The organism is Variovorax paradoxus, assembly GCF_022009635.1.
GTDB lineage: Bacteria > Pseudomonadota > Gammaproteobacteria > Burkholderiales > Burkholderiaceae_C > Variovorax.
In genome coordinates this window covers 5,363,897-5,388,262 of the sequence record NZ_CP091716.1, presented here as the reverse complement: position 1 = coordinate 5,388,262, position 24,366 = coordinate 5,363,897, and the positions used below count along the sequence as shown (strand labels likewise).

Here is a 24,366-nt window from a genome sequence, read left to right as displayed (position 1 = left end):
GCTACGCTTTCGGCCATGCGCCGGATCCTGCTGCCTGTTTGTGCCTTGCTCGGGGCGGCGTTCGCCTCGGGCGTTCATGCCGCCGGGGGCACGGGCAGCTACGAGCTGCCCTGGCGCACGCGCGGCGAAGTGCTCGAGTACCGCTCCTGCGGCTGCGCCGATTCGTGCTGGGTGGCCGAAGTGCGCGACACCCGCACCAAGGCGTTGAAGGGCCGGCTGCGCTGCGACTGCGAGCGCCTGTTCTACATGCCCGGTCCGCGCGGGCCGGAGCGCGTGCAGGCGCAAAGTTGCGAACTCGGGGAAGGGGCCGACAAGCCGCAGGCCATCGGCAAGACGCTGGAGCGCCTGCTGCTCAGAGCTCGATGAATGCCGAGGTGGCTTTGTTGAGTGCCAGCTTGCCCTTGGCGGTGATCGATTCGACCTGGGCCAGCTGACGGATGGCGCGCGCATCGGGCGCGCGGTCCGACGGGGGGATGAAGGCAGTTACCAGTTCGGCCGCACGCAGCACGCGCAACCTGTCGATGTCCGCGGGCGCGTGAAGGACGTATGGCAATTTCTGCTCGGCAAGGACCCGAAGAAATTCCATGGACATGAGCCGTCTCCTTTGGGTTGAGGGCGTTGACGGCACATTGTGCGCACAAACAATTAGCGTTGTCTAAACCCTGCGCCGCGCATGCCTTTCATCGCGTGTACCGAAGTGTTCCTTTGGTGCGTTGTGCTCGACGAAGGTGCCAGTTTGTTTCCGGCCTGTGACTGCTCAATTCAGCGCCTGGGCGGGCCATGCCGTGGTGTCGGGCATCACGAGGTGCCAGCGCATCGGATCGATGCCGTCGAAGATCGCGCGGTAGCGTTCGCTGGTGCGGCCTTCGCCGGTCACATCGCGGATCACCATGCTGTCGATGCGCGCAGGATGCGCGCGAAAAACCTGTGCGTAGATTTCCGGATCGGCCTCGCCCGAGTCGCCGATCAGCACGAAGCGGCGCTGCGGAAACTCGGCCAGCAGCCGCTCGATGGTGCCGAGCTTGTGCGCGCGCGAATCCTCGTCGTCGGGAACCAGCGTGCGCCACGTCGTGCTCTCGCGCAGGTGCATGCTGCCGGCGGGAAAGCCGGCGCTGCGAATGAAATCGGAAAGCGCCGGGTAAAGCTGTATGGGGCTTGCCGAGAGGTAGTGAAAGCGCGTGTCGGGCTTCTCCGCCAGCGCGCGGTACCAGGCCGCCATGCGCGGCGCGGCCTCGAAGCGGCGCGCGAAGGTGTTCAGCAGCATCTCGCGCCGGTCGCGCACCTGCGTGCGCTTGATGGTGTCGTCGATGTCCGAGATGACCGACACGCCTTCGGCCGGCACCACCAGCGCCTCGCCCCTGAAGCGGTGCAGCAGTTCGCCAGGTCCGGTCACGCCGTGGAACCGCACCCACTCGCGCGCATCGCGCGGCGCGTCGATCACGATGCGCAGGTTGCTGCGCCCGTCCTTGCCCGAGGCCGGCATGGTGATGCGCGCGGGGCTGCCATCGAAGACGACGTCGATGACCTTGTCTTCTTCCGACTCCGCATGGAACAGCGCGGTGCGTTGCCTGAAGCGCAGCCTTGCCGCCGGGGAGAGCTTTCGCAGGCTCAGGCCGAGGTAGCGGGCGAGCGCCGTGTCCAGGCCCCAGCGGTGCTCGCGCTCGAAGATCCAGGCGTGGATGTCGACCTCGAGCCGGCCATCGGCGGTGGGGCGCGCCGTGCCGTTCATGAAGAGCGCTTCCTCGTCGGGCTCCAGCGGCTCGGCGGCGCTCAGGGCCCGAAGCGGCGCGAGGCCGGCGACAAGCACTGCCCCTGCCACCAACGACCGGCGCCGCAAGCCCGGCGCGGCTGTCGTCGGTTGCGGGGCGCCGTCGCTCATGTCTGGCTGGTGGCGGCGCGTTCGTAGGTGACGAAGTCGAAGGCGATGCCTTCCTTGGCGGAGACATGCGATTCGCGCTGCGTTTCGCGCCACGCGGCCGCATCGAGCACGGGCGCGTGGGCGTCGCCTTCGTAGTCGCGCGCAAGCTCGGTGACGACCGCGCGCTGCGCGAGCGGCTCGGCCTCGGCGTAGATCTGCGCGCCGCCGATGACCCACACCTCGGCGGGCGAAGACGCCTCGCAGAGCGCGAACGCATCGTGGAGGCTGCCTGCGTGCAGGGCGCCTTCGGCGCGCCAGTCGGCCTGCCGCGTCACCACGATGTTCTGCCGGCCCGGCAGCGGACGAAAGCGCGGCGGCAGCGAGTCCCAGGTCTTGCGGCCCATGATCACCGGCGCGCCGGAGGTCTGCTGCTTGAAATGCGCCATGTCCTCGGGCAGGTGCCAGGGGATCGTGTTGTTCGCGCCGATCACGCCGTTGGCGGCGCGCGCGAAGATGAGGTTGATGCGCGGCTTGCTCATGCCCTTCACACCGCCACCGGTGCCTTGATGGCCGCGTGGTGCTGGTAGTCGAGCACCTCGAAGTCTTCGTACTGGTAGTCGAAGATGGAATCGGGCTTGCGCTTGATGTGCAGCGTCGGGTAGGGGTAGGGTGCGCGGCTCAGTTGCAGCGCCACTTGTTCGGCGTGGTTGCTGTAGATGTGGCAGTCGCCGCCGGTCCAGATGAAGTCGCCCACGTCGAGGTCGCACTGCTGCGCCACCATGTGCGTGAGCAGCGCGTAGCTCGCGATGTTGAAGGGCACGCCCAGGAAGATGTCGGCGCTGCGCTGGTAGAGCTGGCAGCTCAGCTTGCCGCGCTCGCCTTCGGCCTGCGGCGGCGCCACGTAGAACTGGAAGAACGCGTGGCAGGGCATGAGCGCCATCTTCGACAGCTCGGCCACGTTCCATGCGCTCACGATGATGCGGCGCGAATCGGGGTTGCTCTTCAGCGTCTTGATGACGTCGGCGATCTGGTCGATGTGGCCGCCGTCGGGCGTGGGCCAGCTGCGCCATTGCACGCCGTACACCGGGCCCAGGTCGCCGTCTTCGCGCGCCCATTCGTCCCAGATGGTCACGCCGCGTTCCTTGAGCCAGTTGTTGTTGCTCGAACCGGTCAGGAACCACAGCAGTTCCTGGATGATGGACTTCAGGTGCACCTTCTTCGTGGTGACCAGCGGAAAGCCTTCGTTCAGGTCGAAGCGCATCTGGTGGCCGAACACGCTCTTGGTGCCGGTGCCCGTGCGGTCGCTCTTGAACACGCCATGGGTGTCGACGTGGCGCATGAAATCTTCGTACTGGGAGCGGACTGGGCGGATGGGCGAGGTCATGTTGGGAATTTTACGGGGCGGCGCTAGCATAGGCCGATGACCGGTCATGACCACTCCCACGAACACAGCGAACTCGGCGAGATGGACCTGCGGGTCCGGGCGCTCGAAAGCGTACTGGCGCACAAGGGCTACATCGACCCCGCCGCGCTCGATGCGCTGATCGACACCTACCAGACCCGCATCGGCCCCCGCAACGGCGCGCGCGTGGTGGCGCGGGCCTGGGTCGATCCGGCCTTTCGCGAATGGCTGCTGGCCGACGCCACGGCGGCCATCGCTTCGCTCGGCTACACGGGCCGGCAGGGCGAGCACATGGTCGCGGTCGAGAACACCGGCGAACTGCATCACATGGTGGTCTGCACGCTGTGCAGCTGCTATCCGTGGCCGGTGCTGGGCCTGCCGCCCACCTGGTACAAGAGCGCGCCGTATCGATCGCGGGTCGTCAAGGACCCGCGCGGCGTGCTCGCCGACTTCGGCGTGACGCTGCCCGACAGCACGCGCATCCGCGTCTGGGACTCGACCGCCGAGGTGCGCTACCTCGTGATCCCGCAGCGACCGCCGGGCACCGATGGGCTGAGCGAGGACGAACTGGCCGCGCTGGTCTCGCGCGATTCGATGATCGGTACGCGGCTGGCCGGGCCGCCTGCCGGAGAGGAGCGTGCCGCATGAGCTACGTCACCAGGGCCGACCTGGGTGGGCTGCCCGGCTTCGGCCCGGTGACGCCCGAGCCCGAAGGCGAGCTGTTCCACGCGGCATGGGAGCCGCGCGTGCTGGCGCTCACGCTGGCCATGGGCGCCACGGGTTCGTGGAACATCGACGCGAGCCGCGCCGTGCGCGAGACCTTGCCCGACTACCGCGACCTGAGCTACTACCAGATCTGGCTCGCCGCGCTCGAACAGCTGATGCTGCAGCGCGGGCAGATCTTTCCGGACGAGATCACGACGGGCGAGATGCACCATGCGGCCGTACCTGTCGCCCGCGTGCTGCAGGCGGCGAACGTGCCGGCCGTTCTGGCCAGGGGCTCGGCGACCGAACGCCCCGCGACGGGCCCGGCGCGCTTTGCAATCGGCCAGCCGGTGCGCATGCGGCTGGGCAAGGTCGACCATCACACGCGGCTGCCCGGCTACGTGCAGGGCAAGCAGGGCGTGATCGCGCATCTGCATGGCGCGCACGTCTTCGCCGACGCCAACGCGCAGGGCCTGGGCGAGCAGCCGCAGTGGCTGTACACCGTGGCCTTCGACGAAGCAGAACTGTGGGGCGACGAGGCGCCGCGCCAGAACCTCTCGGTGTCCGTCGATGCGTGGGAAAGCTACCTGGAGGCGGTCGAATGAAGGGCGGCAACATGCCGCTGGCCCCGGGCATGCCTCGCGACGCCGACGGGCCGGTGTTCGGTGCGCCCTGGGAGGCGCAGGCCTTCGCAATGACCCTGGCGCTGCATGAACGCGGCCTGTTCACCTGGCCCGAGTGGGCCGAGGAATTGGCCGCGCAGATTTCCGCCGCGCAGGCCGCGGGCGACCCGGACACCGGCGAAACCTACTACCGCCACTGGCTCGCCGCGCTGGAGCATCTGGTCGCGCACAAGGGCGCCAGCTCCGGCGACGAACTTGCGCGCTACCGCCATGCGTGGGATCACGCGGCGGAGCGCACGCCGCACGGACAGCCCATCGAACTGCGCGGCGAGGATTTTCCCGGCTAGACCCGGATCACGCGCCCGGGGTTGAGCGTGTTCTTCGGATCGAGCCCGCGCTTGATCGCCCGCATCATCTCCAGCGCCACGGGCGACTTGTGCTTCTCCAGCTTGTCGACCTTCAGTGAGCCCACGCCGTGCTCGGCCGAGAAGGAGCCGCCGAACTTCTCCACAGCGTCGTACACCAGCGTGTTGATGCGCTCTTCCTCGTTCTTCAGGAACGCCTTGGTGTCGATGTTCTCCGGCGCCTGCACGTTGTAGTGCAGGTTGCCGTCGCCCAGGTGGCCGAAGTTCACGAGGCGCACGCCGGCGATCTCGCGCTTGAGCAGCGCATCGGTCTCTTCCACGAACGCCGGGATGCGCGACACCGGAATCGAGATGTCGTGCTTGATGTTCAGGCCTTCCTCGGCCTGCGCCAGCGGAATGCTCTCGCGGATGTGCCACAGCTGGTGCGCCTGCGTGAGGTTCTCGGCCACCACCGCGTCGGTGACGCAGCCGTCTTCGAAGGCGGTTTCCAGCAGGGCCTCGAAGCGTGCGCGGGCGTGGTCCTCGGATTCGTTGTCGGAGTTCTCCAGCAGCACGCAGTAAGGCACCGCCTCGTCATGGATGAAGGGCACGCGCAGCTGCGGCATGTGCTTGTCGACCAGGCTGAGGGCGAACTTGCCCATCACCTCGAAGCCGGTCAGGCCCGCGCCCAGGTGCTTGTGCGCCAGGCCCAGCAGGGTGACCGCATGGTCCAGCGATGGAACCGCCGCCCAGGCTGTCAGTTGCGCGGCCGGCAGCGGGTACAGCTTCATGGTCGCGGCGGTGATGATGCCCAGCGTGCCTTCGCTGCCGACGAACAGGTCGCGCAGGTCGTAGCCGGTGTTGTCCTTGCGCAGGCCGCTGGTGCCTTCCCAGATCTCGCCCTGGGGCGTGACCACTTCCAGGCCCAGGCACAGCTCGCGCGTGTTGCCGTAGCGAACCACCTGGGTGCCGCCGGCATTGGTCGCCAGGTTGCCGCCGATGGTGCAGCTGCCTTCGGCGGCCAGGCTCAGGGGGAACAGGAAGCCGGCCTTCTCGGCCGTTTCCTGCAGCGTTTGAAGGATGCAGCCGGCCTCCACGGTCATGGTGAGGTTGGCGGCGTCGATGGTGCGCACGGCGTTCAGGCGCTGCAGGCTCAGCACCACCTGGGTGCCGCTGTCGTCGGGGATGGAGCCGACCGCCAGGCCAGTGTTGCCGCCCTGGGGCACGATGGCCGCGCCGGCAGCGGCGCAGGCCTTGACCACATCAGCCACCTGCTGTGTGTTGGCCGGGCGCACCACGGCCAGCGACTTGCCGCGTGCGCGCTTGCGCCAGTCTTGTTCGTAGGCGGTGAGGTCGCCTTCGGTCAGTACATGCGGGGCGCCGACGATGGCGCGCAATTGGTCGATCAGGTCGGAAGAAGAAGTCATTGGGTGGAAGCCTCCAGTGGGCGAGCCGTGGCGTCGAGGGACTTGGCGTGGCGCAGCCGCAGCCGCACATGCCAGGCGCAGGCCGCGAAGAGCACGAGGCACAGCAGCACCTCGACCAGCGCGAGCACCTGGCCCACGCCGTTGGTGTCACTCCATGCGCGCACCACGCCCTCGGTGAAATAAAGCCAGATCATCAGGCTGACCCAGCGGTAGGTGTACATGCGGTTCTTCCACAGCCCCGCCAGCGGAATGACCAGCGGCAGCACCTTCAGCGCCAGCAGCGAGCCGCCCGGGCGCAGCGGCGCCAGCCACAGCTCCCAGGCCAGGCCCAGCACGATGAGGCCGACGAGGCTGCCCACGGCCGCCCAGCGGGTCGCGCGAACGGAGGAGGGCGGGAGCGGCGGCGGGTTGGCATTCATGGGCGGGATACCGCGGAACCGGCTTTGCCGGGCCGCTGGTATCGCCCCCGGCGAGGGGGTTGGCGCAGCGACACGAAGTGCGCGGAGACTGGGGGAGAGTTCAACTCCTATGATAGCCGCCATGAATCGACGGCAGCTTTGGAGGGATCTTTCGCGTTTTCCGTGGCGCAACACCGCCGCGGTACTGGGCGAGCGTTTCCGCGAAGACAAGCTCGGCCTCACGGCCAGCAGCCTGACCTTCACCACCACCATCGCGATGGTTCCCTTCTTCACGGTGGCGCTGGCGCTGTTCACCGTGTTCCCGATGTTCGCCAAGATGCAGGGCCGGCTGCAGCGCTGGCTGATCGAGAGCCTGATTCCCGACAACATCGCGCGCCAGGTGCTCGGCTACCTGAACCAGTTCGCGAGCAAGGCCAGCGGGCTGGGCATCGCGGGCCTGATCGTGCTGCTGATCACCGCCATCGCGCTGATCCTCACCATCGACAAGACGCTCAACAACATCTGGCGCGTGCGCTCGCCGCGCCCGTTCGCGCAGCGGGTGCTGATCTACTGGGCGACCATCACGCTGGGGCCGCTGATCCTGGCGGTGAGCCTGTCGACCACCTCCTATGTGTTCTCGGCCTCGCGCGACGTGGTGGGCGGCACCATGGTCAAGCTGGCCTTCGACAGCCTCGAATTCATGCTGCTCGCGGCCGGCATGGCCTCGCTCTACCACTACGTGCCCAACACCAACGTGCGCTGGGCGCATGCCTGGGCCGGCGGCATCTTCGTGGCGGCGGCCATCGAGATCGCCAAGCGCGTGCTGGCCTATTACCTGAGCCTGGTGCCGACCTATTCGGTGCTGTACGGCGCCTTCGCCACCTTCCCGATCCTGCTGGTGTGGATCTACGTGGCCTGGGTGATCGTGCTGCTGGGCGCGGTCATCGCGGCCTACCTGCCGAGCCTGCTGACGGGGGTGGCGCGGCGCGGCGGCACCGCCGGCTGGCCGCTGCAACTGGCGATGGAATCGCTGCAGCACCTGGCCCGCGCGCGCGCCACGCCGGCCAAGGGCATGGGCGCGGCCGAACTGGTGGCGCGCATGCGGGTCGATTCGCTGCAGCTCGCGCCGGTGCTCGAGACGCTGGTGGCGCTCGACTGGATCGCGCCGCTGGCGGAAGAGCCCGCCAACGAAGACCCGCGCTACGTGCTCCTTGCCGACCCCTCGACGCCCATCGAGCCGCTGCTGAAGGAGCTGCTGATGCCGCGGGCCGAGCCGCTCGAAGACCTCTGGCAGAAGGGGCCGCTGCGCTCCCTGAGGCTGGGCGACGTGCTCTTGATCTAGAGCTAGATCTTCACGCGGCCCAGCCAGATGTCGCGGTACATGGCCCAGTCGCCCATGAAGGAATAGAGCGGCCGCTTGAACGAGGCCGGCTTGTTCTTCTCGAAGCCGAAGTGCCCGACCCATGCGAAGCCGTAGCCCGCCACCAGCCCGGCCAGAAGCCACAGCGGGTTGAGCGTGACCACCAGCATCACCAGGCACAGCAGCGAGATCGTCGAGCCCGCGAAGTGCAGCCGGCGGCAGGTGCGGTTGGCGTGCTCGGTCAGGTAGAAGGGATAGAACTGCGCGAAGCTCTTGAATTGGCGCGGATCGACGGCAGATCCCGTGGCAGTCGTGGTGTTCATCGTGCGAGTCTCCTGTGCCCCCGGAACCCGTTGGCGGAGGGCTTTGTCCATAATAGCCACGACCTTGCGACCGCACCATCCGGTCTTCCGATCACACCTTTGACGCATCAGCCTTGAGCGCCCTTCCAAGCACCCCAGAATCCGCCGAGCCCGCCAGCGATGCGCCGTGGGTCGTGTGCCTGTGCGCCGAATGGTGCGGCACCTGCCGCGACTACCGGCCGCTGCTCGAGCAGGTGGCGCGCGCGCATCCGCAGTTCCGCTTCGCCTGGGTCGACATCGAGGACCACGCCGACATCGCCGATGCCTTCGACGTCGAGACCTTCCCGACCCTGCTGGTGGCCGGCACCGACGGCACCCGCTTCCTGGGTCCGCTGCTGCCGCACGCCGAAACGCTCTCGCGCATGCTTTCGGCGCTGCAGCCGCCCAAGCCCTCGAGCCTGGACGTCGATCTGCTGCTCGCGGTGCTGAACAAGAAGCCCGCCGTCTTCACGGTCTGACCGGAACTCCTCCCATGAAAATCCTGATCTTCGGCGCCACCGGCATGGTGGGGCAGGGCGTGCTGCGCGAGTGCCTGCTCGCGCCCGATGTCGAGAGCGTGGTGGCCGTAGGCCGCAACGCCACCGGGCAGCAGCACCCCAAGCTGCGCGACCTGGTCCACAAGGACATGTACGACTACGGCGCCATCGAGCCGCAGCTGCAGGGCTTCGACGCCTGCTTCTTCTGCCTGGGCGTGTCCTCGGTCGGCATGAAGGAGCCGGAGTACAAGCGCATCACCTACGACCTGACGCTGGCCGCCGCCACCGTGCTGGCCAGGCTCAACCCCGGCATGACCTTCACCTACGTGACCGGCGCCGGCACCGACAGCAGCGAGCGCGGCAGCAGCATGTGGGCCCGCGTGAAGGGCGCGACCGAAAACGCCTTGCTGCGCCTGCCGTTCAAGGCGGCCTACATGTTCCGTCCGGGCATGATCCAGCCGATGCACGGCGTGCGCTCGAAGACGCCGCTCTACGACGCCGCGATCCGCGTGCTCGGCCCCTTGCTCGGGCTGGCCTACCGGCTCTGGCCGAATCGCGTCACCACCACCGAGAAGGTCGGCCGAGCGATGCTGGCCGTGGCGCGCAACGGCGCGCCCAAGACGGTGCTCGATCCGGCCGACATCAACGCGCTGGGCTGAGCCTTCTCAGGCGGGGCCGGCCGCACCCGCGCGCGCCCGGCCCAGCTTGCGCCGGCCCGCGCTGGCGATCGCGCCCACCAGGTGCTTCACGAACTCCTGCGCCAGCGGCGGCAGCGTGCGGCCTTCGAGCGCCAGCACCTGCAGTTGCCGCTGCTGCAGCGGCGCTTCCGCGAACGGCCGCGCCACCACCGTGCCGGCGTCGATCAGGTGCATCACCGTGAGGTGGCCCGACAGCATCACGTCGGGCGTGCGCAGCAGCGGCAGCAGCACCGACGAGAAATTGCTCACGAAGATCGCGTGATAGCGCAGCCCCTGCAGGCTGCAGGCCTGGTCGAACAACTGGCGCGCGGTGACGCCCTTGTCGCCCACCGCCAGCGGGTAGCGCACCGCGTCGGCCACCGACACCACGCGCTGGCGTGCCAGGGGATGGTCGGGCCGCAGCACCGCGTACACCGGCGCGGTGGCGGCGTGCGCTATTGCCAGGCCGGGCTCCGGCGCCACCACGTACTTGAGCGCGATGTCTGTCTCGCCACGCGCCAGCAGCGCGCTCACGCCGTCGGGCGAGCCCACGTGCAGTTCGAGCTGGCAGCCAGGGTGCGCCTGCTCGAAGCTGCGCATCACCAGCGGCATGAAGTGGCCCGCGAAGCCTTCGGTGCACGCCATGCGGATGCGCCGCGCGCTCTGGCCGCCGAGGTCGCGCACCTGCTCGACCACCTGTTCGATGTCGAGCTGCGCATTGCGCAGGTGCGCGGCCAGCCGCTCGCCTGCCGCCGTGAGCGCCATGCCGCGCGCATGCCGCTCGAACAGCGGCGTGCCCAGGCTGTCTTCGAGCTTGGCGATCTGCCGGCTCACCGCCGAAGACGCGACATAGAGCCGCGCCGCCGCCTGGTTGACCGAGCCGCTGCGAGCCACTTCGAGGAAGTGCCGCATCGGGATGCTGAGAAGCGGAAGAGACATGTGGCCGGAGAAGTGTTGCCTTGAAGGCAATGGTAGCTTGCCAAAACGATGCTGGAAGCATCGGCCCGCAGGCCTTGTACTTGCTCCATCCCACGCAAAGACAAGGACGCCCTTCATGCAACGCACCGACAGCCTGGCCGCTGCCTCGGCCTATTTCGACGGCGGAGGCTTCTTCGCCGACCTCCAGCGCCGTGTCGCCTTCCGCACCGAAAGCGACACCGGCGCCGCCACGCCCGCGCTGGAGGCCTACCTGCGCGAAGAGATGATTCCGCCGCTCGCGGCGCTCGGCTTCGCCTGCGAGGTGGTCGCCAACCCGGTGCCGGGCGGCGGCCCTTTCCTCATCGCGCGCCGCATCGAGGCCCCGTCCCTGCCCACGGTGATGACCTACGGCCATGGCGACGTGGTCAGCGGGCAGGACGCGCAATGGGAAGAGGGTCTCGCGCCCTGGGCGCTCACCGTGCGCGGCGAGCGCTGGTACGGGCGCGGCACGGCCGACAACAAGGGCCAGCACAGCATCAACCTGGGCGGCCTCACCGCAGCGCTCGAGGCGCGCGGCGGGCGCCTGGGCTACAACATGACCTGGCTGGTCGAGATGGGCGAGGAGGCCGCTTCGCCAGGCCTGCACGCGGTGTGCGCGCAGGAGCGCGACAAGCTGCGCGCCGACCTCTTCATTGCCAGCGACGGCCCGCGCGTGAACGCCGGGCGGCCCACGCTGTTCCTGGGTTCGCGCGGCGCCGTCAACTTCAGCCTGCGGCTGCGCGCCCGGCCGCGCGGCTATCACTCGGGCAACTGGGGCGGCGTGCTCATCAACCCGGGCACGGTGATCAGCCATGCGGTGGCCTCGCTGGTGGATGCGCGCGGCCGCATCCTGGTGGAGGCCCTGCGCCCGCCGCCGGTCACGCAGGCCGTGCGCGACGCGCTGGCCAGCATCGCCATCGGCGGCGGTGCGGACGATCCCGCCGTCGACGAAGGCTGGGGCGAGCCCGGCCTGAGCCCGGCCGAGCGGCTGGTGGCCTGGAACACCATCGAGGTGCTGGCGCTCGGCGCCGGCTCGGCCGCGCGGCCGGTCAACGCGATCCCCTCGGAGGCCGTGGCGCATTGCCAGCTGCGCTTCGTGGTCGGCACGCCCTGGCAAGACCTGCAGCGGATCGTGCGCGCGCACCTCGATGCGCACGGCTTCGAGCAGGTGGAAGTAGCTGTCACGCTGACCGGCGCGGCCACGCGGCTCGACGTGGAGAACCCGTGGGTCGGCTGGGCGCGGCAGTCCATCGAGCGCAGCAGCGGGCATCGCCTGGACCTGTTGCCGAACCTCGCGGGTTCGCTGCCCAACGACGTGTTCGCCGATCTGCTGGGCTTGCCGACGCTGTGGGTGCCGCATTCGTACCCCGCCTGCGCGCAGCACGCGCCCAACGAGCATCTGCTCGCGCCGCTGGCCCGTGAAGGCCTGCGGATCATGGCCGGCCTCTACTGGGACCTGGGCGAGCCGGGGCTCGCGCCCTGGGCCGCCGGGCGGCTTTCGCCATCTGTTTCTTCCTCACCTTCCTGACACGCACCATGGACCTCGCCATCTCCCGCCGCCGCTTCGGCCTGCTGCTCTCCGCCTCCGCCGTGCTCGGCGTTCATGCGCGCGTCTTCGCCCAGGACGCCTGGCCCGACCGCCCCATCAAGCTCGTCGTGCCCTTCCCGCCGGGCGGCGGCACCGACCTGGTGGCGCGCGCGATGGGGCAGACCCTGTCGGAGCGGCTCGGGCAACCCATCGTGGTCGACAACCGGCCCGGCGCCGCCACCGTCATCGGCACCGACGCGGTCGCCAAGGCCGCGCCCGACGGCTACACGCTGCTGCTCTCGGGCTCGACCAGCTACAGCGTGAACCCGGCGCTGCGCGCGAAGCTGCCGTACGACCCGGTGCGTGACCTGGCGCCCATCGCCATCGTGGCGCGCACGCCGCTGGTGCTGGTGGTGGGCAAGGGCACGCCGTGGCACTCGGTACCGGAACTGGTCGCTGCGGCCAAGGCCAGGCCCAGGAGCATCCGCTACGCCACATTCGGCTCGGGTTCGGGCCCGCACCTGGCGGGCGAGTTGTTCGCGCTGGCGGCCGGCATCCAGCTGCAAGATATTCCATACAAGGGCAGCAGCCAGAGTTCGATGGCGGTGATCGGCGGCGAGATCGAGGTGGGCATCGACACCGTGGCCGCCGTGGCGCCGCATGTGCGCGCGGGCAAGCTGCGCGCGCTGGGCATCGTGGGCGCCGCGCGTTCCAGCATGCTGCCCGAGGTGCGCACGCTCGCCGAGCAGGGCCTGCCCGACGCGACCTTCGACGCCTGGTACGGCTTCGCGGCACCCGCGCGCACCCCGGCGCCGGTGGTCGACAAGCTGGCCCGCGCGGTCACGGCCACCATGGCCAACGCGCCGCTGCAGGCGCAACTGCGCGCGCAGGGCATGGAGCCGGTGGCCATCGGCGCGGCCGCCTTCCGCACGCAGATGGAGGGCGAGATTTCGCGCTACCGCGCGCTGGCGCATCGCGCGGGGATTACAGCCGAGTAGGACAGAGGCGCGAAGTCGGCTCCACGGGCTGCGCGGATGGGTTACGTGGGGCAAACTGGAAATTGTTCGTTGCCGGCATGGCCCGGCATCGCATCGAGCCAGGCCGCTTGCCTGCTTCGATGCAGCTCCCATGACTCAGATTTCGTCCCGCATTCCCGGCTTCTTTCTTCGCGCCCTGCACGTTCTTCGGCGGTGGGGGCAAGTCGCGCTCATGTGCCTGGCCGTGGCGCCCGGCGCTCATGCGCAAACGGCCCCGAAGCTCCCCAAAGCCGATTGGCCGCAAAGACCCATCCGCGTGGTGGTGCCGTTCACCGCCGGTGGCGGCAGCGACATCGTGGCCCGTGCCTTCGCGCGGCCGCTGTCCGAGCATCTGGGCCAGCCGGTCTTCATCGACAACAGGCCCGGTGCGGCCACCGTCATCGGCACGGAATACGTCGTGCGGTCGGTGCCCGACGGCCACACGCTGCTGCTGTCGGGCTCGACCAGCTTCAGCATCAACCCGGCGCTGCGCAAGAAGCTGCCTTACGACCCGACGCGCGACCTCGCGCCGATCGCCATCGTCGCGCGCAGTTCGCTGGTGCTGGTCGCGGGCAAGAACACGCCCTGGCATTCGCTGCCCGAGCTGATCGCGGCCGCCAAGGCCAACCCGGGACGCATCCGTTACGGCACCTTCGGCCCGGGGTCGGGCCCGCACCTGGCCGGCGAGATGTTCGCGGCTGCCGCCGGCATCCGGCTGCAGGCCGTGCCCTATCGCAACACCGGCCAGCTTGCCGTGGCCATGAGCGCCGGCGAAGTCGACCTGGGCATCGAGGTGGCCGGCGCGCTGGCGCCGCTCGTGAACGACGGCCGGCTGCGTGCGCTCGCCGTGTTCGGCGCAGGGCGTTCAGGCGCGCTGCCCGGGGTGCGCACGCTGGCGGAGCAGGGCTTGCCCGAAGCCACGTTCGAAGCCTGGTTCGGCCTGGCGGCCCCGGCGCGCACACCGGCGCCGGTGCTCGATGCGCTCTCCCGGGCGGTCACGCAGGCCATGGACGACACGACGCTGCAGACGAGCCTGCGCGCGCAGGGCATGGACCCCGTCGCGGTCGGCCCCGAGGCCTTCCGCAAGGAAGCGGAAAGCGAGATCTCGCGCTACCGCGTGCAGGCCGACCGCGCGGGGATCTCGCTGGACTGAGCCGCCCGCGCGGCGGCTTCAGGCGGCAGGCGCGGCGTTCAGGAAGTCGCGCAGCGCGAACAGCACGTCGTCCGGCGCTTCGCTCATCAGGGCATGGCCGGCATGCACCGTCGCCACCTTGCCGTCGCGGGCCTTGCCCACCAGCGCCCTGGTGGCGCGTGGCGGTGTCATCTGGTCGGCGTCGCCCAGCAGGAACAGCACCGGGCACTGCACCTTTTCCATGGCCGCCTCGCCGTTGGCGTAGTCGTTGCAGGCCTTGAAGCCGATGTGGAACACGTTGGCGTCGCGGTTGCTCGCGAGCACGCGGCGCATCAGCGCGCGCGAACTGCCGTAGAGCCAGGTGCCCGGCCCGAGCGCGGAGGGCGGCGGCGCCAGCAGCGCATGCGAGAAGGTGTTGACCATCGAGATGGCGCGCTGCGGGTCGTTGAGCGCGCCGTCGAGCAGCGCGGGAGACACCGTCATCGGGTAGGCGGTGCCCACCATCGCGAGGTGCGAGACGCGCTCCGGCGCGAGCGCCGCCGTCTCCAGCGCGATCAGCGAGCCGAAGCTGTGGCCGACCAGCGCGGCCTTGCGCACGCCGGCCGCGTCGAGCAGCGAAACCACGAAGCGCGCCGCTTCTTCCACGCTCGCGGGCGGCGGGCCTTCGCTCTTGCAATGGCCGGGCAGGTCGACCGCCAGCACGTTCCAGCCGTGGTTGGCGAACCAGCGGGTCTGCAGGATCCACACGCTGTGGTCGTTGAGCACGCCGTGGATGAACACGGCCGTGGGTTTGGCCGGGTCGAGGGGCTTGCCGCCGGTGTAGCAGTAGGTGCTGTGGCCGTTGACTTGAAGGATGCTCATGGCGTCTCTTTCTTGGGTCTTGTTTGTCTTGTGTTCGGGGATGTGGCGGGTCAGCGCGCCGACGCGGCCTGAGCCTGCTGCGAGGGCTGCGCCCAGTCGCGGACCGCGCTCGGCAGGATCTCGCCGGTCTCGTGCCTGAAATGCATCAGCGTGCCGTCGAGCTCGAGGTCCGAGCCGTCTCGCAGCAGGAAGCCGAGGTAGTCGCCGCCATCGTCCTGCGCAACGAGCAGCGCACGCGCGGCTTCCGGGTGGCTGGCCACCCAGTCGCCGTCATCGCCGATGTCGTCCAGCATGCGCAAGTGCTCGCGCGCAAACCAGTGCCACTGGTGGGGGTCTTGCGAGTCGAGGTCGCTGTCGTCTTCGTCGCCGTCTTCGTCGCCGTCGCCGGGCTCCGCGTACAACGGCAGGCCGGTGCGCAACAGCTCGGCATAAGCCGCGGGCAGCACCAGTTGCGTGACGCCGATCGGCTGCCGGGCCAGCGCCTGCTGCCGCGCCTGGAGCGTGGCGAAGACCCGTACCGATCGCTCGCTGGGGTCTGCATCCTGCGAGGCTGCGACTCGCGACAGCAGCGCGGAGCGCTCCGCACGGAACGCCGGGGCGTTCATCTCGACGGGCTGGACGAAGGCCGTGCGCCATTCCTTGCCGAAACGCATGCCGGTGAAGCCGCCGCTCGCCAGCGCCTGTCGCAGGTCGTCGCTGACCAGCGGGGCGCTTTCATCGGGCAGCCAGAGCAGGTCGAGCGGCTGGAGGCGAACGGGCCAATGGGCCGATGCCATGTCGAGCACAGCCCGTCCGTGGCGGGACATTCCAGCGGGCTGGAACGCCTCGGCCATGACATGGGCCGCATGTTCGAGCGCACGCCCCGGCGCGACGTAGCCGGGCGTGCGGGGCAGCTCTTGCTCGAATTCGGCCGCGGCCTGCGCAACCTGCGCCGCCGTCTCGAAGCTGCCTGCCGCGAAGACGCGGTGGTAGCGCGGCCTGTCTTTCTGCAGCCGCACGGTGATGCGCAGCGCGGTGCGCGCCAGATCGAGGCTGTCGAGCCACTGCCCGTCGCCGAGCCAGTGCATCAGCCGGTACGTGGCGCGCTGGTCGCCGAAGCGCGCGTGGTGATGCGCGGGAAAGCGGGCTTGCACTTCGTATGCGCGGTGGGCCGGCAGCCTGAACTGCGTCAGCAGCGCGTGCAGCCTGTGGCTCACGAGCAGGCATCTCGCGTGCGGCGAGCCGTCGCCCGACCAGTCGGCCAGGTCGGGAAATCGCGGCGGATGGCCCCAGCCCTGCGACATCTCGATGCGCCGCGGCGCGGCCCAGAAATGCTCGCGGGCGATCGGCGGCGCGTCGCCGTAGCCGCCGTAGGTCTCGCGGTCGCGCGTGCCGTCGGGGCGCGCGGCGAAGAAATGCGGCGCGACGCCGAGCGCGTCCGGGCCCTTCAGCCATTCGAAGAACGGTGTCGGCTCCATCGGCGCGGTCAGGCTTTTTCCGCCGCCTTCAGCGCGCGCTTCAGATCGTCGATGAGGTCGGCCGCGTCTTCCAGCCCGATCGACAGGCGGATCGTGCCTTGCGAAATGCCCGCGCCGGCCAGCGCCTCGTCGGTCATGCGGAAGTGGGTGGTGCTTGCGGGGTGGATCACCAGGCTGCGGCAGTCGCCCACGTTGGCCAGGTGGCTGAACAGCTTGAGCGCCTCGATGAAGGCCTTGCCCTGCGCGCGGCTGCCCTTGATGTCGAAGCTGAACACCGCGCCGGCGCCGCGCGCGCCGTGGCGCAGCAGCTTCTGCGCGAGCGCGTGGCTCGGGTGCGATTCGATCAGCGGGTGTCCCACGCGCGACACGAACGGGTGCGAAGCGAGGAATTCGACCACCTTCTGCGTGTTGTCGATGTGGCGCTCCATGCGCAGCGGCAGCGTCTCGATGCCCTGCAGGATGAGCCAAGCCGTGTGCGGGCTCATCGAGGCGCCGAAGTCGCGCAGGCCTTCGCGGCGGGCGCGCAGCAGGAAGGCGCCCACGGTGCTTTCCTCGCTGAACACCATGTTGTGGAAGCCGTCGTAGGCCTGCGTCAGCTCGGCGAACTTGCCCGACTTCTCCCAGTCGAAGCTGCCGCCGTCGACCACCACGCCGCCGATCACGGTGCCGTGGCCCGACAGGAACTTGGTGGCCGAGTGGTAGACCAGGTCGGCGCCCCAATCGAAGGGCTTGATGAGGTAAGGCGAGGTGAGCGTGGAGTCGACCAGCAGCGGCACGCCGGCCGCGTGCGCGATGTCGCTCACCGCCGGAATGTCGAGCACGTCGAGCCCGGGGTTGCCCACGGTCTCGCCGAAGAAGAGCTTGGTCTCGGGCCGCACCGCGTTGCGCCAGCCGTCCAGGTCGCCGGGCTTGACGAAGGTGGTCTCGATGCCGAAACGGCGCATCGTGTAGTGCAGCAGGTTCTGCGAACCGCCGTACAGCGCCGTGCTGGCAACGATGTGCGAGCCCGCGCCCATCAGCGTGGCCACCGACAGGTGCAGCGCCGCCTGCCCGCTGGCGGTGGCGATGGCGCCGATGCCGCCTTCTAGCGCCGACACGCGCTGCTCCAGCACCGCGTTGGTCGGGTTGCTGATGCGCGAATAGACGTGGCCGGCGCGCTCCAGGTTGAAGAGGGCGGCCGCGTGGTCGCTCGACTCGAAGACGAAGGAAGTGGTGAGGTGGATCGGCACCGCCCGCGCGCCGGTGGCGGGGTCGGGCGAGGCGCCGGCGTGCAGCGCGAGGGTGTCGAAACCGGGGTCGGAATAACCGGGCATGAGGGCCTTTCTGTGTCTGAGCGTCGTCTCCTGGCAATGCCCCGTTACTTCTGCAATTCATGCGTCCGCGACATGGGCGCTCAGGTCGGCGTCGATTGTGGGCTATATTCAAAAACGGCACGCCCGCCCAGATACACACCAGAGATAGCCGAGATTGAGTCCCGAGAGGAGCACACGATGAAAGTCAGCGACATCCTTCGCGTCAAGGGCAACACGCTCTTCACCATCACGCCAGACGATCCGCTGGCACACGCCGCCAACACCATGGCGGAAAAGGACATCGGTTCGCTGGTGGTCATGGAGCACGGCGACCTGGTCGGCATGCTCACCTTCCGGGAAGTGATCGTCGCCATCGTCAACAACGGCGGCCAGGTCGGCACCACGCTGGTCCGCAAGGCCATGGACGACGCCCCCGTCACCTGCACCCTGGAAACCGACCTCGACGAAATCCGCCGCATCATGCTGGAGCGCCACGCGCGCTACATGCCCGTCATGGACAAGCGCATGCTGATGGGCGTGATCAGCTTCTACGACGTGGCCAAGGCCGTGGTGGACAGCCAGAACTTCGAGAACAAGATGCTCAAGGCCTACATCCGCGACTGGCCGGCGGAAGACGAAAAGACCGGCTGACCGCCGCCGGCCCCGCGCGGCGGCCCCGCTTCAGGGCAGCCGCGCGATCTCCGCGCGCAGCAGCGCGTGGAACCCCTCGGCATCGGCCTCGCTGATCCACAGCGCATTGGGGGTGCGGCGGTTGTAGCCGCGAAAATCGACCACCGTCGCGCCGGTCGTGAACTCCCCCTTCGTTTCCACGTCCACGCTCACCTTGGCGCCCTTGAACAGCTCGGGCTGCAGCAGGTAGCCGATCACGCAGGGGTCGTACACCGGCCCCACCGCCACGCCGCGCCGGCGCAGGCCGTAAGCCATCATCGAGTCGAAGATGTCCGCCACCACCTTGCCGGCGTTGTTGCCCATGGCGCGAAAGGGCGCGATGCGCTCGGGCGTCACCAGCACGCGCCGGGCCGCGTCGTGCGACAGGGCCGTGACCGGCACGCCGCTGCGGAACACGATGGACGCGGCCTCGGGGTCGGCGTAGATGTTGAAGGTGGCGGCCGGCGTGATGTTGCCGCCCACGCCCCATGAGCCGTCCATGACCGCGATCTCTGCAATGGCCGGCTTGATGTCGGGCGCCGCGTTCAGCGCTGCCGCGAAGTTGGTGAGCGGCGCCAGGCCGACCAGCGTGACGCTCTTGGGCGGCGCGGCGCGCAGGGTGTCGATCAGGTACTGCACCGCGTGCGTGGGCATCAGCGCGCCGCGCGGCTCGTGCAGCACGGGGCCTTCCATGCCGCTCTTGCCGTGCACGTCGTCGGCGAAGATGGGCTCGCGCACCAGCGGGCGCGGGTAGCCGGCATAGATCGGAATCTCGGGCCGGTTGGCCCAGTCGCGCACGATGCGCGCGTTCTTCGAAGTCACGGAGAGCGGCAGGTTGCCCACGCTCACCGTCAGTGCCTTGATGTCGAGCCGGTCGGTGGCGGCCATGGCCATCAGCAGCGCGACGGCATCGTCCTGCCCGGGGTCGGTGTCGATGATCACCTGCCGCTTGCCGCTCACGGGCGGCAACTGCGTGGCGGGCGTGCCGGCCATCGCCTGCGCGAGCGCGGCGGGGTTCGGGCTCTGCGCGAAGGCCGCGCCGGCAAGGCCGGCAACCGATGCGCCCAGCAGGGCCCGACGGGACAGCGAAGGCTTCATCGGCGTCGTCATGCGCTCACTCCTTGATGTTGGCGGTCTGCACGATCTTCTGGTTGCGCGCGTACTCGGCCTGCACGAACTTGCCGAACGACTCGGGCGTGCCGCTGCCCGGCAGGGCGCCTTGCTCCATGAGCTTGCTGCGCACGCCTTCTTCCTGAAGCACCGCGTTGAGTTCCTGGTTGATCTGCGTGACCACCGCCGGCGGTGTTTTTGCGGGCGCGAAGATGCCGGTCCAGCTCACCATGTCGAAGCCCTTGAGGCCGGGCATTTCGTCGAAGGTCGGCACGTTGGGCAGCGAGGCCAGTCGTTTGCTGCTGGTGATGCCGAGGGCCTTCAGGCGCTTGCCGTTCACGTGAGGAATGGCGCTGGTGCTCACCAGCATGGCCAGGTCGACCTGGTCGCCGATCACGTCGGTGGCGATCTGCGCGCCGCCGCGGTAGGGCACGTGGGTGACGAAGATGCCGCTGCGTTCCTTCAGCAGCTCCATCGCCAGTTGCAGCACGGTGCCCACGCCGGACGTGGCGTAGTTGTACTTGCCGGGCTTGGCCTTGGCGAGCTTCACGAAGTCGGAAAAAGTCTGCGCTTCGAGGCCGGGCCGCGCCACCAGCACCATCGGCGCGGTGTTGAGCAGGCCGACCGGCGCCAGGTCTTTCAGCGGATCGAAGCGGAATGCCGACGGATTGACCAGCTTGCCGATGGCGATGGCGCTGTCGGGCCCCACCACCAGCGTGTAGCCGTCGGGCGTGGCGTTCACGGCCTTGGCCACGCCGATGGCACCGCCCGCGCCGCTCAGGTTCTCGATGACCACCGACTGTTTGAGCCGCTCGCCCAGGCGCTGGGCCACCAGCCGCGCGTTCACGTCCACGCTGCCGCCGGCGGTGTAGGGAACGATCAGCGTGATGGGCTTGGCCGTAGGCCAGGCCTGCGCGAAGGCCATGGTGGGAAGCGCCGCGCAGAGCGTGGCGGCAAGGAGCAGGCGGCGGGGCGTGTTCATGGCGGGGGTCATCCTTGGTGATCTTGTGAGGGGGCGGGCTCGTCGGCCAGGCGGGCGCGCAGCGTGTCGAAGGCATCGCTCCACTGGGTGCGCCATTCGCGGCGCTGGGTGTCGTCGATCCATGCACCGTCCAGGCCGTTGTGCATGAAGCCGCGCAGGTCGTCCAGGCCGAAGCCGAAGTCGCGCACCATCATCAGCCAGGCCTGCGTGGGCGTGACCTTGTGCAGCGTCGGGTCGTCGGTGTTGGGGTGGATGCGCAGGCCCAGGCCGGGCATCTTGCGGATCGGATGGTCCAGCGCCCAGCGCTCGGGCGGCAGCGTGCGCAGGTAGTAGGAGTTGGTCGGCACTACCGTGAAGATCACGCCGCGCTCGGCGCATTCGCGCGCGTAGTCGGGCTGGTCGACCACCGTGTAGCCGTGGTCGATGCGGTCGACCTGCAGCACGTCGAGCGCGGTGCGCACGTTGGTCCAGGGCATGCCGAACTCGCCGGCGTGCGCGGTGGTCTTCAGGCCGGCCTTCCTGGCGTCGGCGTAGGCCTGGGTGAACAGCTCGGGCGGGCGGTCGTTCTCGCGGTAGTCGATGCCGATGCCGATCACCTCGTCGCAGCGGTGCGCCTTGACCCACTCCACCATCTCCACGGCCGCCCGCGGGCTGGCTTCGCGGTCGATGGCGGCGATCAGCCGGCCGGTGATGCCGAACTCCTGCTGCGCATCGTGAATGGCGCGCACGATGGCCGATTGCGCCAGCGGGTAGGCAATGCCCGATTCATGCACCGTGCCGGTGGGGTTCCAGAAGAACTCCGCATAGCGCACGTTGTGCGAGGCCGCGTCCTGCAGGTATTCGAGCGTGAGCTGGTAGAGGTCGCCGGCGCCGCGCACCAGCTGGGCGTCGAGCGCGCGCAGCACGCGCAGCACGCCGACCGGCTTTTCGCCGCGCGTGTAGAAGCCCTCGATCTCGTCGGCCGCCAGCGGCGCGCCGGCGCGCAGGTTGAGCTGCTTGAAGGTTTCGTGGCGCACGGTGCCGAACAGGTGGCAGTGCAGCTCGGCCTTGGGAATGGCCCGCAGCATCGATTCCAGCGTGAAGGGGGCAGGGGTGGGGCTGGTCATGCTGACCAGTCTAGTAATTGCCTCCTCATAAGGAAAATTTTGAATTTCTATAATTTGATTCACTGAATCAATAACGGGGACGCTCCCATGGCCGCCTTGCCCCTGCGCGCGCTCACGCTGCGCCAGCTGCAGTTCTTCTCGGTGCTGGTGGAAGAAGGCCAGTTCGGCCGGGCTGCCAGGCGGCTTTCCATCACGCAGCCGGCCCTGAGCAACGCCATCAAGCAGATGGAGAAGCTGCTGGGCGCCGAGCTGCTGACCCGCTCCACCCACCGGCTGGAGCTCACGCCCGTGGGCGCCGAGGTGCTGGCGCGCACCGATTTCCTGGTCAACACCTTCGAAGTGGCGCTGCGCGACATCGAGAGCACGGTGCAGCGCGGCCGGGCCTTCGTGCGCGTGGGCGTCATCCCTTCGGCCAGCGCGCGCGTGGCGGCAGCCGCCAGCGAGTTCCTGCAAAGCGGGGAGCGCGAGGTGGAGCTGGCCTGGCGCGACGCGCCATCGAACACCTTGCTGGCCGAGCTGCGCAGCGGGCAACTCGACATGGCGGTGGCGGCCATCACCGAGCCGCCGGGCGGGCTGACCTGCATCGACCTGTTCCGCGACCCGCTGGTGCTGGTGGTGCGGCGCGACCATGCGCTGGCGGCCGCCGGCGACGCCAATTGGGAGGCCATCGGCAAGGAGCGGCTGGTGCTGTTCGAAAGCGGCAGCATGCCCGCCCTGGGCAACCCGGCGCGCGCACAGTTCGCGCAAGGCGCGGAGCCCTACCGCGTGAGCTACTCGGAAACGCTCTATGCGCTGGTGCGCAGCGGGCAGGCGCTGGGGCTGATGCCGCGCCTGTACACCTCTTCGCTGCGCGACCCCGAACTGGCCGTGGTGCCGCTGTTGAAGCCGCGCGTCGAGCGCCGCGTGGTGCTGGCCTACCTGCCGGGGCCGATGCGCAACGTGGTGGCGCAGGAGCTGATCGCGTTCCTGCGCGACAGGCTTCCGCAGGCCGGCGAGGCGACGGTGCGGCGCGTGAGCAAGGCGCAGCGGGCGCGGCGCTGAATGCGCGTCAGGCTTCAGGCCATTTGCGTCTCGCGCCGGAAGCGTTCCAGCGTCCAGCCTTCGCCGAGCAGGAACATGCGCGTGTGCAGTTCGGCGAACGTGGAGGCTTCGACCTCGCGGCCGAGGTAGCTCAGCTGCTTGCCGCGCAGGTCGGCAAAGCCTGTTTCGTAGTGGCGCGACAGGCTCTGCCAGAGCGCATGCGCGCCCGGCGACTGCCGCGCGCCGCTCATGAGGCAGATGCCCCGGCCCAGCGCCCAGCGGTAGACCGCCGACGCCAGCCCGCGCCGCTGGTAGGCCGGGTCGTACTGCGAATGCGGCGCGCGAATGTGGCGCTCCGCCCGGCGATTCAGTTCTATCAGCCGGTTGAACACGGTGTAGCCGACGAGGCTGTTGCGGCGCGTGTCCTCGATGTAGACGTACAGCTCGCCGTCCGCCTCGCGAAAGCGCGCGCGCAGGCCGGGGTCGTCGAGCGCGAGCTGCGGCATGTCGCGCAGGCGCTCGCCCATCGCGCGCATGCGTTCGTGCACAGGCACGAGCGTGTCCGTGGGCTTGGCCTTGCGCGGATCGACGTCGATGCGAAGTTCTGCCGGCCTGAAGAAGCGCCAGACCGGCAACATGGGAAGAAGCGTCAGCGCGGGCGTCATGCCGCGCCCCGTTGCGCCAGCGCCGCGGTGCGCTGCGCCTGCCAGCCGGCAAGCGCGGCGTGCGGCACCACCAGCACGTCGCCCGTGGACCAGCGCAGCACGCGCAGCGCCACGCTGCCGAAAAGAAAGTCCATCAGCGCCGAGCGCCTGCGCTTGCCGACCACCAGCAGGTCGGCCTTCGTGTACTGCTGCTGCACGGCCGCCTGCCGCGCCGGGTCGCCGCGACCGATCGACGACACCACGCGGTTGCGGCGCGCGCTCGACGCATCGGACAGCCACAGCATGCGTTCGCGCGCATGGCGCGCGCAGGCGTGGCGGTAGGCGTCGATCACGTGCGAAGACACGTCCGCATAGCGCAGTTTGCCTTCGTGCATGGCCGTGAAGGCGTGGAACAGCTCGATGTCGGCCTGGCCGTCGAAGGCGCAGGCCAGGTCGACCAGGGGGCGCGATTCCTCCATGAGATCGACGGCCACGAGGATGCGCCCGTAGCCGCCGCTTCGCGCATCGAGCCGCGCCACCAGCACCGGCCGCTGCGCCGCCCGCAGCAGCCGTTCGGCCGGCTGGCCGTGGAAGAAGGCGGCGACCGAACGGTCGGGCTCGTCGCCGATCACCACGAGGTCGCACCACCGCGCCTCCTGCGCGGCGCCTTCGAGCTGCCCGCGCGTGTCGTCGATCTTCTTGACGAGGATGCCGAAGCGCTCGGCCACTTCCAGGCACACGGCGCCGAGGCTGCTGGCCGCATCGGCATCCGCCGGGCCGGCGAAGGCGGCCGGCGCGTACATGATCTTCAGCAGCGCGCCGTGCGCCGCCGCGATGTTGGCTGCACGCACCACAGTGCGCAGGCCGTGCGCCGAGAGGTCCGTCACCGCCAGGATCGATTGGATGTTCATCGTCAGTGTTCTTTCCGCATGACAAAGCCGGCCGCCGGCCACGGCGAAG

At 69.3% G+C, this 24,366-nt stretch carries 28 protein-coding genes; 12 read left to right on the top strand and 16 right to left on the bottom strand.

What is annotated here, in order from left to right; genetic code table 11:
• Positions 1–15 precede the first annotated feature (15 nt).
• The gene (locus tag L3V85_RS24955) at positions 16–366 is read left to right on the top strand and encodes a hypothetical protein (protein WP_237675366.1); all 351 of its coding nucleotides are present in this window, start codon (positions 16–18) and stop codon (positions 364–366) included.
• Here L3V85_RS24955 and L3V85_RS24950 read toward each other — a convergent pair.
• From L3V85_RS24950 to L3V85_RS24935, 4 genes are all read right to left on the bottom strand, one after another.
• Positions 353–592 (bottom strand): hypothetical protein, encoded by a 240-nt coding sequence (locus L3V85_RS24950; protein ID WP_237675365.1) that lies wholly within the window; start codon positions 590–592, stop codon positions 353–355. The genes L3V85_RS24955 and L3V85_RS24950 overlap by 14 nt on opposite strands.
• A 165-nt stretch (positions 593–757) precedes the next feature.
• A complete protein-coding gene (locus L3V85_RS24945; protein ID WP_237675364.1) occupies positions 758–1,879 on the bottom strand; it encodes a phosphatidate phosphatase App1 family protein in 1,122 nt (373 codons plus the stop codon).
• Positions 1,876–2,397 carry a dihydrofolate reductase gene (locus tag L3V85_RS24940; protein ID WP_237675363.1) on the bottom strand — a complete coding sequence of 174 codons (522 nt, stop codon included), beginning with the start codon at positions 2,395–2,397 and terminating at the stop codon, positions 1,876–1,878. The genes L3V85_RS24945 and L3V85_RS24940 overlap by 4 nt, the downstream gene beginning before the upstream one ends.
• A gap of 5 nt (positions 2,398–2,402) precedes the next feature.
• The gene (locus L3V85_RS24935; protein ID WP_237675362.1) at positions 2,403–3,242 is read right to left on the bottom strand and encodes a thymidylate synthase; all 840 of its coding nucleotides are present in this window, start codon (positions 3,240–3,242) and stop codon (positions 2,403–2,405) included.
• Between the two features lie 36 nt (positions 3,243–3,278).
• On the opposite strand from L3V85_RS24935, the gene nthA reads away from it, so the two are divergent.
• The 3 genes from nthA to L3V85_RS24920 are packed head-to-tail and all read left to right on the top strand — an operon-like array spanning position 3,279 to position 4,935.
• Entirely contained in the window at positions 3,279–3,908 is a 630-nt protein-coding gene (gene nthA, locus L3V85_RS24930) for a nitrile hydratase subunit alpha (RefSeq protein ID WP_237675361.1), read from the top strand.
• Positions 3,905–4,570, top strand: coding sequence for a nitrile hydratase subunit beta (nthB, locus tag L3V85_RS24925; RefSeq protein ID WP_237675360.1), 666 nt, complete (start codon positions 3,905–3,907; stop codon positions 4,568–4,570). The genes nthA and nthB overlap by 4 nt, the downstream gene beginning before the upstream one ends.
• Positions 4,567–4,935: a nitrile hydratase accessory protein gene (locus tag L3V85_RS24920; protein ID WP_237675359.1), complete on the top strand. Its 369-nt coding sequence runs from the start codon at positions 4,567–4,569 to the stop codon at positions 4,933–4,935. The genes nthB and L3V85_RS24920 overlap by 4 nt, the downstream gene beginning before the upstream one ends.
• Here L3V85_RS24920 and L3V85_RS24915 read toward each other — a convergent pair.
• Positions 4,932–6,359 (bottom strand): FAD-binding oxidoreductase, encoded by a 1,428-nt coding sequence (locus tag L3V85_RS24915; RefSeq protein ID WP_237675358.1) that lies wholly within the window; start codon positions 6,357–6,359, stop codon positions 4,932–4,934. The genes L3V85_RS24920 and L3V85_RS24915 overlap by 4 nt on opposite strands.
• A complete protein-coding gene (locus L3V85_RS24910) occupies positions 6,356–6,778 on the bottom strand; it encodes a DUF2069 domain-containing protein (protein WP_237675357.1) in 423 nt (140 codons plus the stop codon). Before L3V85_RS24910 ends, L3V85_RS24915 begins: the two co-directional genes overlap by 4 nt.
• A gap of 109 nt (positions 6,779–6,887) precedes the next feature.
• Between L3V85_RS24910 and L3V85_RS24905 the strand changes: the two genes are divergently transcribed.
• Complete coding sequence (locus tag L3V85_RS24905; protein ID WP_237675356.1) at positions 6,888–8,099, top strand: YihY family inner membrane protein; 1,212 nt, start codon at positions 6,888–6,890, stop codon at positions 8,097–8,099.
• Between the two features lie 2 nt (positions 8,100–8,101).
• Here L3V85_RS24905 and L3V85_RS24900 read toward each other — a convergent pair whose 3' ends face one another.
• Complete coding sequence (locus L3V85_RS24900; protein WP_237675355.1) at positions 8,102–8,440, bottom strand: Mpo1-like protein; 339 nt, start codon at positions 8,438–8,440, stop codon at positions 8,102–8,104.
• A 113-nt stretch (positions 8,441–8,553) separates the two neighbouring features.
• On the opposite strand from L3V85_RS24900, the gene L3V85_RS24895 reads away from it, so the two are divergent.
• Together L3V85_RS24895 and L3V85_RS24890 are read left to right on the top strand one after the other, a co-directional pair.
• Positions 8,554–8,937, top strand: a complete 384-nt coding sequence (locus L3V85_RS24895) for a thioredoxin family protein (protein ID WP_237675354.1) — start codon at positions 8,554–8,556, stop codon at positions 8,935–8,937.
• A 14-nt stretch (positions 8,938–8,951) separates the two neighbouring features.
• Positions 8,952–9,614 carry an NmrA family NAD(P)-binding protein gene (locus L3V85_RS24890; RefSeq protein ID WP_237675353.1) on the top strand — a complete coding sequence of 221 codons (663 nt, stop codon included), beginning with the start codon at positions 8,952–8,954 and terminating at the stop codon, positions 9,612–9,614.
• Between the two features lie 6 nt (positions 9,615–9,620).
• Here L3V85_RS24890 and L3V85_RS24885 read toward each other — a convergent pair whose 3' ends face one another.
• Positions 9,621–10,571 carry a LysR family transcriptional regulator gene (locus L3V85_RS24885; RefSeq protein ID WP_237675352.1) on the bottom strand — a complete coding sequence of 317 codons (951 nt, stop codon included), beginning with the start codon at positions 10,569–10,571 and terminating at the stop codon, positions 9,621–9,623.
• A gap of 115 nt (positions 10,572–10,686) precedes the next feature.
• Between L3V85_RS24885 and L3V85_RS24880 the strand changes: the two genes are divergently transcribed.
• The 3 genes from L3V85_RS24880 to L3V85_RS24870 all read left to right on the top strand — a co-directional run bounded on the left by L3V85_RS24880 (position 10,687) and on the right by L3V85_RS24870 (position 14,286).
• A complete protein-coding gene (locus tag L3V85_RS24880; RefSeq protein WP_237675351.1) occupies positions 10,687–12,117 on the top strand; it encodes a M20 family metallopeptidase in 1,431 nt (476 codons plus the stop codon).
• Between the two features lie 8 nt (positions 12,118–12,125).
• Positions 12,126–13,115, top strand: coding sequence for a Bug family tripartite tricarboxylate transporter substrate binding protein (locus L3V85_RS24875; protein ID WP_237675350.1), 990 nt, complete (start codon positions 12,126–12,128; stop codon positions 13,113–13,115).
• 130 nt (positions 13,116–13,245) lie between these two features.
• A complete protein-coding gene (locus L3V85_RS24870; RefSeq protein ID WP_237675349.1) occupies positions 13,246–14,286 on the top strand; it encodes a Bug family tripartite tricarboxylate transporter substrate binding protein in 1,041 nt (346 codons plus the stop codon).
• Positions 14,287–14,304: 18 nt separating this feature from the next.
• On the opposite strand, the gene L3V85_RS24865 is transcribed toward L3V85_RS24870, so the two are convergent.
• The 3 genes from L3V85_RS24865 to L3V85_RS24855 are packed head-to-tail and all read right to left on the bottom strand — an operon-like array spanning position 14,305 to position 17,896.
• Complete coding sequence (locus tag L3V85_RS24865; protein ID WP_237675348.1) at positions 14,305–15,126, bottom strand: alpha/beta fold hydrolase; 822 nt, start codon at positions 15,124–15,126, stop codon at positions 14,305–14,307.
• Between the two features lie 50 nt (positions 15,127–15,176).
• Positions 15,177–16,583, bottom strand: a complete 1,407-nt coding sequence (locus L3V85_RS24860) for a hypothetical protein (protein WP_237675347.1) — start codon at positions 16,581–16,583, stop codon at positions 15,177–15,179.
• A gap of 8 nt (positions 16,584–16,591) precedes the next feature.
• On the bottom strand, positions 16,592–17,896 hold the full coding sequence (locus tag L3V85_RS24855; RefSeq protein WP_237675346.1) for an O-acetylhomoserine aminocarboxypropyltransferase: 1,305 nt from the start codon (positions 17,894–17,896) through the stop codon (positions 16,592–16,594).
• A 177-nt stretch (positions 17,897–18,073) separates the two neighbouring features.
• Here L3V85_RS24855 and L3V85_RS24850 point away from each other — a divergent pair, with 177 nt between their 5' ends.
• Positions 18,074–18,526, top strand: a complete 453-nt coding sequence (locus L3V85_RS24850) for a CBS domain-containing protein (protein ID WP_237675345.1) — start codon at positions 18,074–18,076, stop codon at positions 18,524–18,526.
• 30 nt (positions 18,527–18,556) lie between these two features.
• Here the strand turns inward: L3V85_RS24850 and L3V85_RS24845 are convergent, their stop codons facing one another.
• From L3V85_RS24845 to L3V85_RS24835, 3 genes are read right to left on the bottom strand one after another with little or no spacing between them, the layout of a single operon-like run.
• Positions 18,557–19,654, bottom strand: coding sequence for a nucleoside hydrolase (locus tag L3V85_RS24845; RefSeq protein ID WP_237675344.1), 1,098 nt, complete (start codon positions 19,652–19,654; stop codon positions 18,557–18,559).
• Between the two features lie 4 nt (positions 19,655–19,658).
• Positions 19,659–20,636: a Bug family tripartite tricarboxylate transporter substrate binding protein gene (locus L3V85_RS24840; RefSeq protein WP_237675343.1), complete on the bottom strand. Its 978-nt coding sequence runs from the start codon at positions 20,634–20,636 to the stop codon at positions 19,659–19,661.
• Positions 20,637–20,644: 8 nt separating this feature from the next.
• Positions 20,645–21,742: an adenosine deaminase family protein gene (locus L3V85_RS24835; RefSeq protein ID WP_237675342.1), complete on the bottom strand. Its 1,098-nt coding sequence runs from the start codon at positions 21,740–21,742 to the stop codon at positions 20,645–20,647.
• An 87-nt stretch (positions 21,743–21,829) separates the two neighbouring features.
• Here L3V85_RS24835 and L3V85_RS24830 point away from each other — a divergent pair, with 87 nt between their 5' ends.
• A complete protein-coding gene (locus L3V85_RS24830) occupies positions 21,830–22,783 on the top strand; it encodes a LysR family transcriptional regulator (protein ID WP_237675341.1) in 954 nt (317 codons plus the stop codon).
• A gap of 14 nt (positions 22,784–22,797) precedes the next feature.
• Here L3V85_RS24830 and L3V85_RS24825 read toward each other — a convergent pair whose 3' ends face one another.
• Together L3V85_RS24825 and L3V85_RS24820 are read right to left on the bottom strand one after the other, a co-directional pair.
• Positions 22,798–23,427 carry an N-acetyltransferase gene (locus L3V85_RS24825; RefSeq protein ID WP_237675340.1) on the bottom strand — a complete coding sequence of 210 codons (630 nt, stop codon included), beginning with the start codon at positions 23,425–23,427 and terminating at the stop codon, positions 22,798–22,800.
• Positions 23,424–24,317 (bottom strand): universal stress protein, encoded by an 894-nt coding sequence (locus L3V85_RS24820; protein WP_237675339.1) that lies wholly within the window; start codon positions 24,315–24,317, stop codon positions 23,424–23,426. Before L3V85_RS24820 ends, L3V85_RS24825 begins: the two co-directional genes overlap by 4 nt.
• Positions 24,318–24,366: the final 49 nt, after the last annotated feature.

Excerpts from the sequence above, each read along its gene's own strand:
- L3V85_RS24955 (WP_237675366.1), top strand. The coding sequence starts at position 16 with ATGCGCCGGATCCTGCTGCCTGTTTGTGCCTTGCTCGGGGCGGCGTTC.
- L3V85_RS24950 (WP_237675365.1), bottom strand. The coding sequence starts at position 592 with ATGTCCATGGAATTTCTTCGGGTCCTTGCCGAGCAGAAATTGCCATAC.
- L3V85_RS24945 (WP_237675364.1), bottom strand. The coding sequence starts at position 1,879 with ATGAGCGACGGCGCCCCGCAACCGACGACAGCCGCGCCGGGCTTGCGG.
- L3V85_RS24940 (WP_237675363.1), bottom strand. The coding sequence starts at position 2,397 with ATGAGCAAGCCGCGCATCAACCTCATCTTCGCGCGCGCCGCCAACGGC.
- L3V85_RS24935 (WP_237675362.1), bottom strand. The coding sequence starts at position 3,242 with ATGACCTCGCCCATCCGCCCAGTCCGCTCCCAGTACGAAGATTTCATG.
- nthA (WP_237675361.1), top strand. The coding sequence starts at position 3,279 with ATGACCGGTCATGACCACTCCCACGAACACAGCGAACTCGGCGAGATG.
- nthB (WP_237675360.1), top strand. The coding sequence starts at position 3,905 with ATGAGCTACGTCACCAGGGCCGACCTGGGTGGGCTGCCCGGCTTCGGC.
- L3V85_RS24920 (WP_237675359.1), top strand. The coding sequence starts at position 4,567 with ATGAAGGGCGGCAACATGCCGCTGGCCCCGGGCATGCCTCGCGACGCC.
- L3V85_RS24915 (WP_237675358.1), bottom strand. The coding sequence starts at position 6,359 with ATGACTTCTTCTTCCGACCTGATCGACCAATTGCGCGCCATCGTCGGC.
- L3V85_RS24910 (WP_237675357.1), bottom strand. The coding sequence starts at position 6,778 with ATGAATGCCAACCCGCCGCCGCTCCCGCCCTCCTCCGTTCGCGCGACC.
- L3V85_RS24905 (WP_237675356.1), top strand. The coding sequence starts at position 6,888 with ATGATAGCCGCCATGAATCGACGGCAGCTTTGGAGGGATCTTTCGCGT.
- L3V85_RS24900 (WP_237675355.1), bottom strand. The coding sequence starts at position 8,440 with ATGAACACCACGACTGCCACGGGATCTGCCGTCGATCCGCGCCAATTC.
- L3V85_RS24890 (WP_237675353.1), top strand. The coding sequence starts at position 8,952 with ATGAAAATCCTGATCTTCGGCGCCACCGGCATGGTGGGGCAGGGCGTG.
- L3V85_RS24885 (WP_237675352.1), bottom strand. The coding sequence starts at position 10,571 with ATGTCTCTTCCGCTTCTCAGCATCCCGATGCGGCACTTCCTCGAAGTG.
- L3V85_RS24880 (WP_237675351.1), top strand. The coding sequence starts at position 10,687 with ATGCAACGCACCGACAGCCTGGCCGCTGCCTCGGCCTATTTCGACGGC.
- L3V85_RS24875 (WP_237675350.1), top strand. The coding sequence starts at position 12,126 with ATGGACCTCGCCATCTCCCGCCGCCGCTTCGGCCTGCTGCTCTCCGCC.
- L3V85_RS24870 (WP_237675349.1), top strand. The coding sequence starts at position 13,246 with ATGACTCAGATTTCGTCCCGCATTCCCGGCTTCTTTCTTCGCGCCCTG.
- L3V85_RS24865 (WP_237675348.1), bottom strand. The coding sequence starts at position 15,126 with ATGAGCATCCTTCAAGTCAACGGCCACAGCACCTACTGCTACACCGGC.
- L3V85_RS24860 (WP_237675347.1), bottom strand. The coding sequence starts at position 16,583 with ATGGAGCCGACACCGTTCTTCGAATGGCTGAAGGGCCCGGACGCGCTC.
- L3V85_RS24855 (WP_237675346.1), bottom strand. The coding sequence starts at position 17,896 with ATGCCCGGTTATTCCGACCCCGGTTTCGACACCCTCGCGCTGCACGCC.
- L3V85_RS24850 (WP_237675345.1), top strand. The coding sequence starts at position 18,074 with ATGAAAGTCAGCGACATCCTTCGCGTCAAGGGCAACACGCTCTTCACC.
- L3V85_RS24845 (WP_237675344.1), bottom strand. The coding sequence starts at position 19,654 with ATGACGACGCCGATGAAGCCTTCGCTGTCCCGTCGGGCCCTGCTGGGC.
- L3V85_RS24840 (WP_237675343.1), bottom strand. The coding sequence starts at position 20,636 with ATGAACACGCCCCGCCGCCTGCTCCTTGCCGCCACGCTCTGCGCGGCG.
- L3V85_RS24835 (WP_237675342.1), bottom strand. The coding sequence starts at position 21,742 with ATGACCAGCCCCACCCCTGCCCCCTTCACGCTGGAATCGATGCTGCGG.
- L3V85_RS24830 (WP_237675341.1), top strand. The coding sequence starts at position 21,830 with ATGGCCGCCTTGCCCCTGCGCGCGCTCACGCTGCGCCAGCTGCAGTTC.
- L3V85_RS24825 (WP_237675340.1), bottom strand. The coding sequence starts at position 23,427 with ATGACGCCCGCGCTGACGCTTCTTCCCATGTTGCCGGTCTGGCGCTTC.
- L3V85_RS24820 (WP_237675339.1), bottom strand. The coding sequence starts at position 24,317 with ATGAACATCCAATCGATCCTGGCGGTGACGGACCTCTCGGCGCACGGC.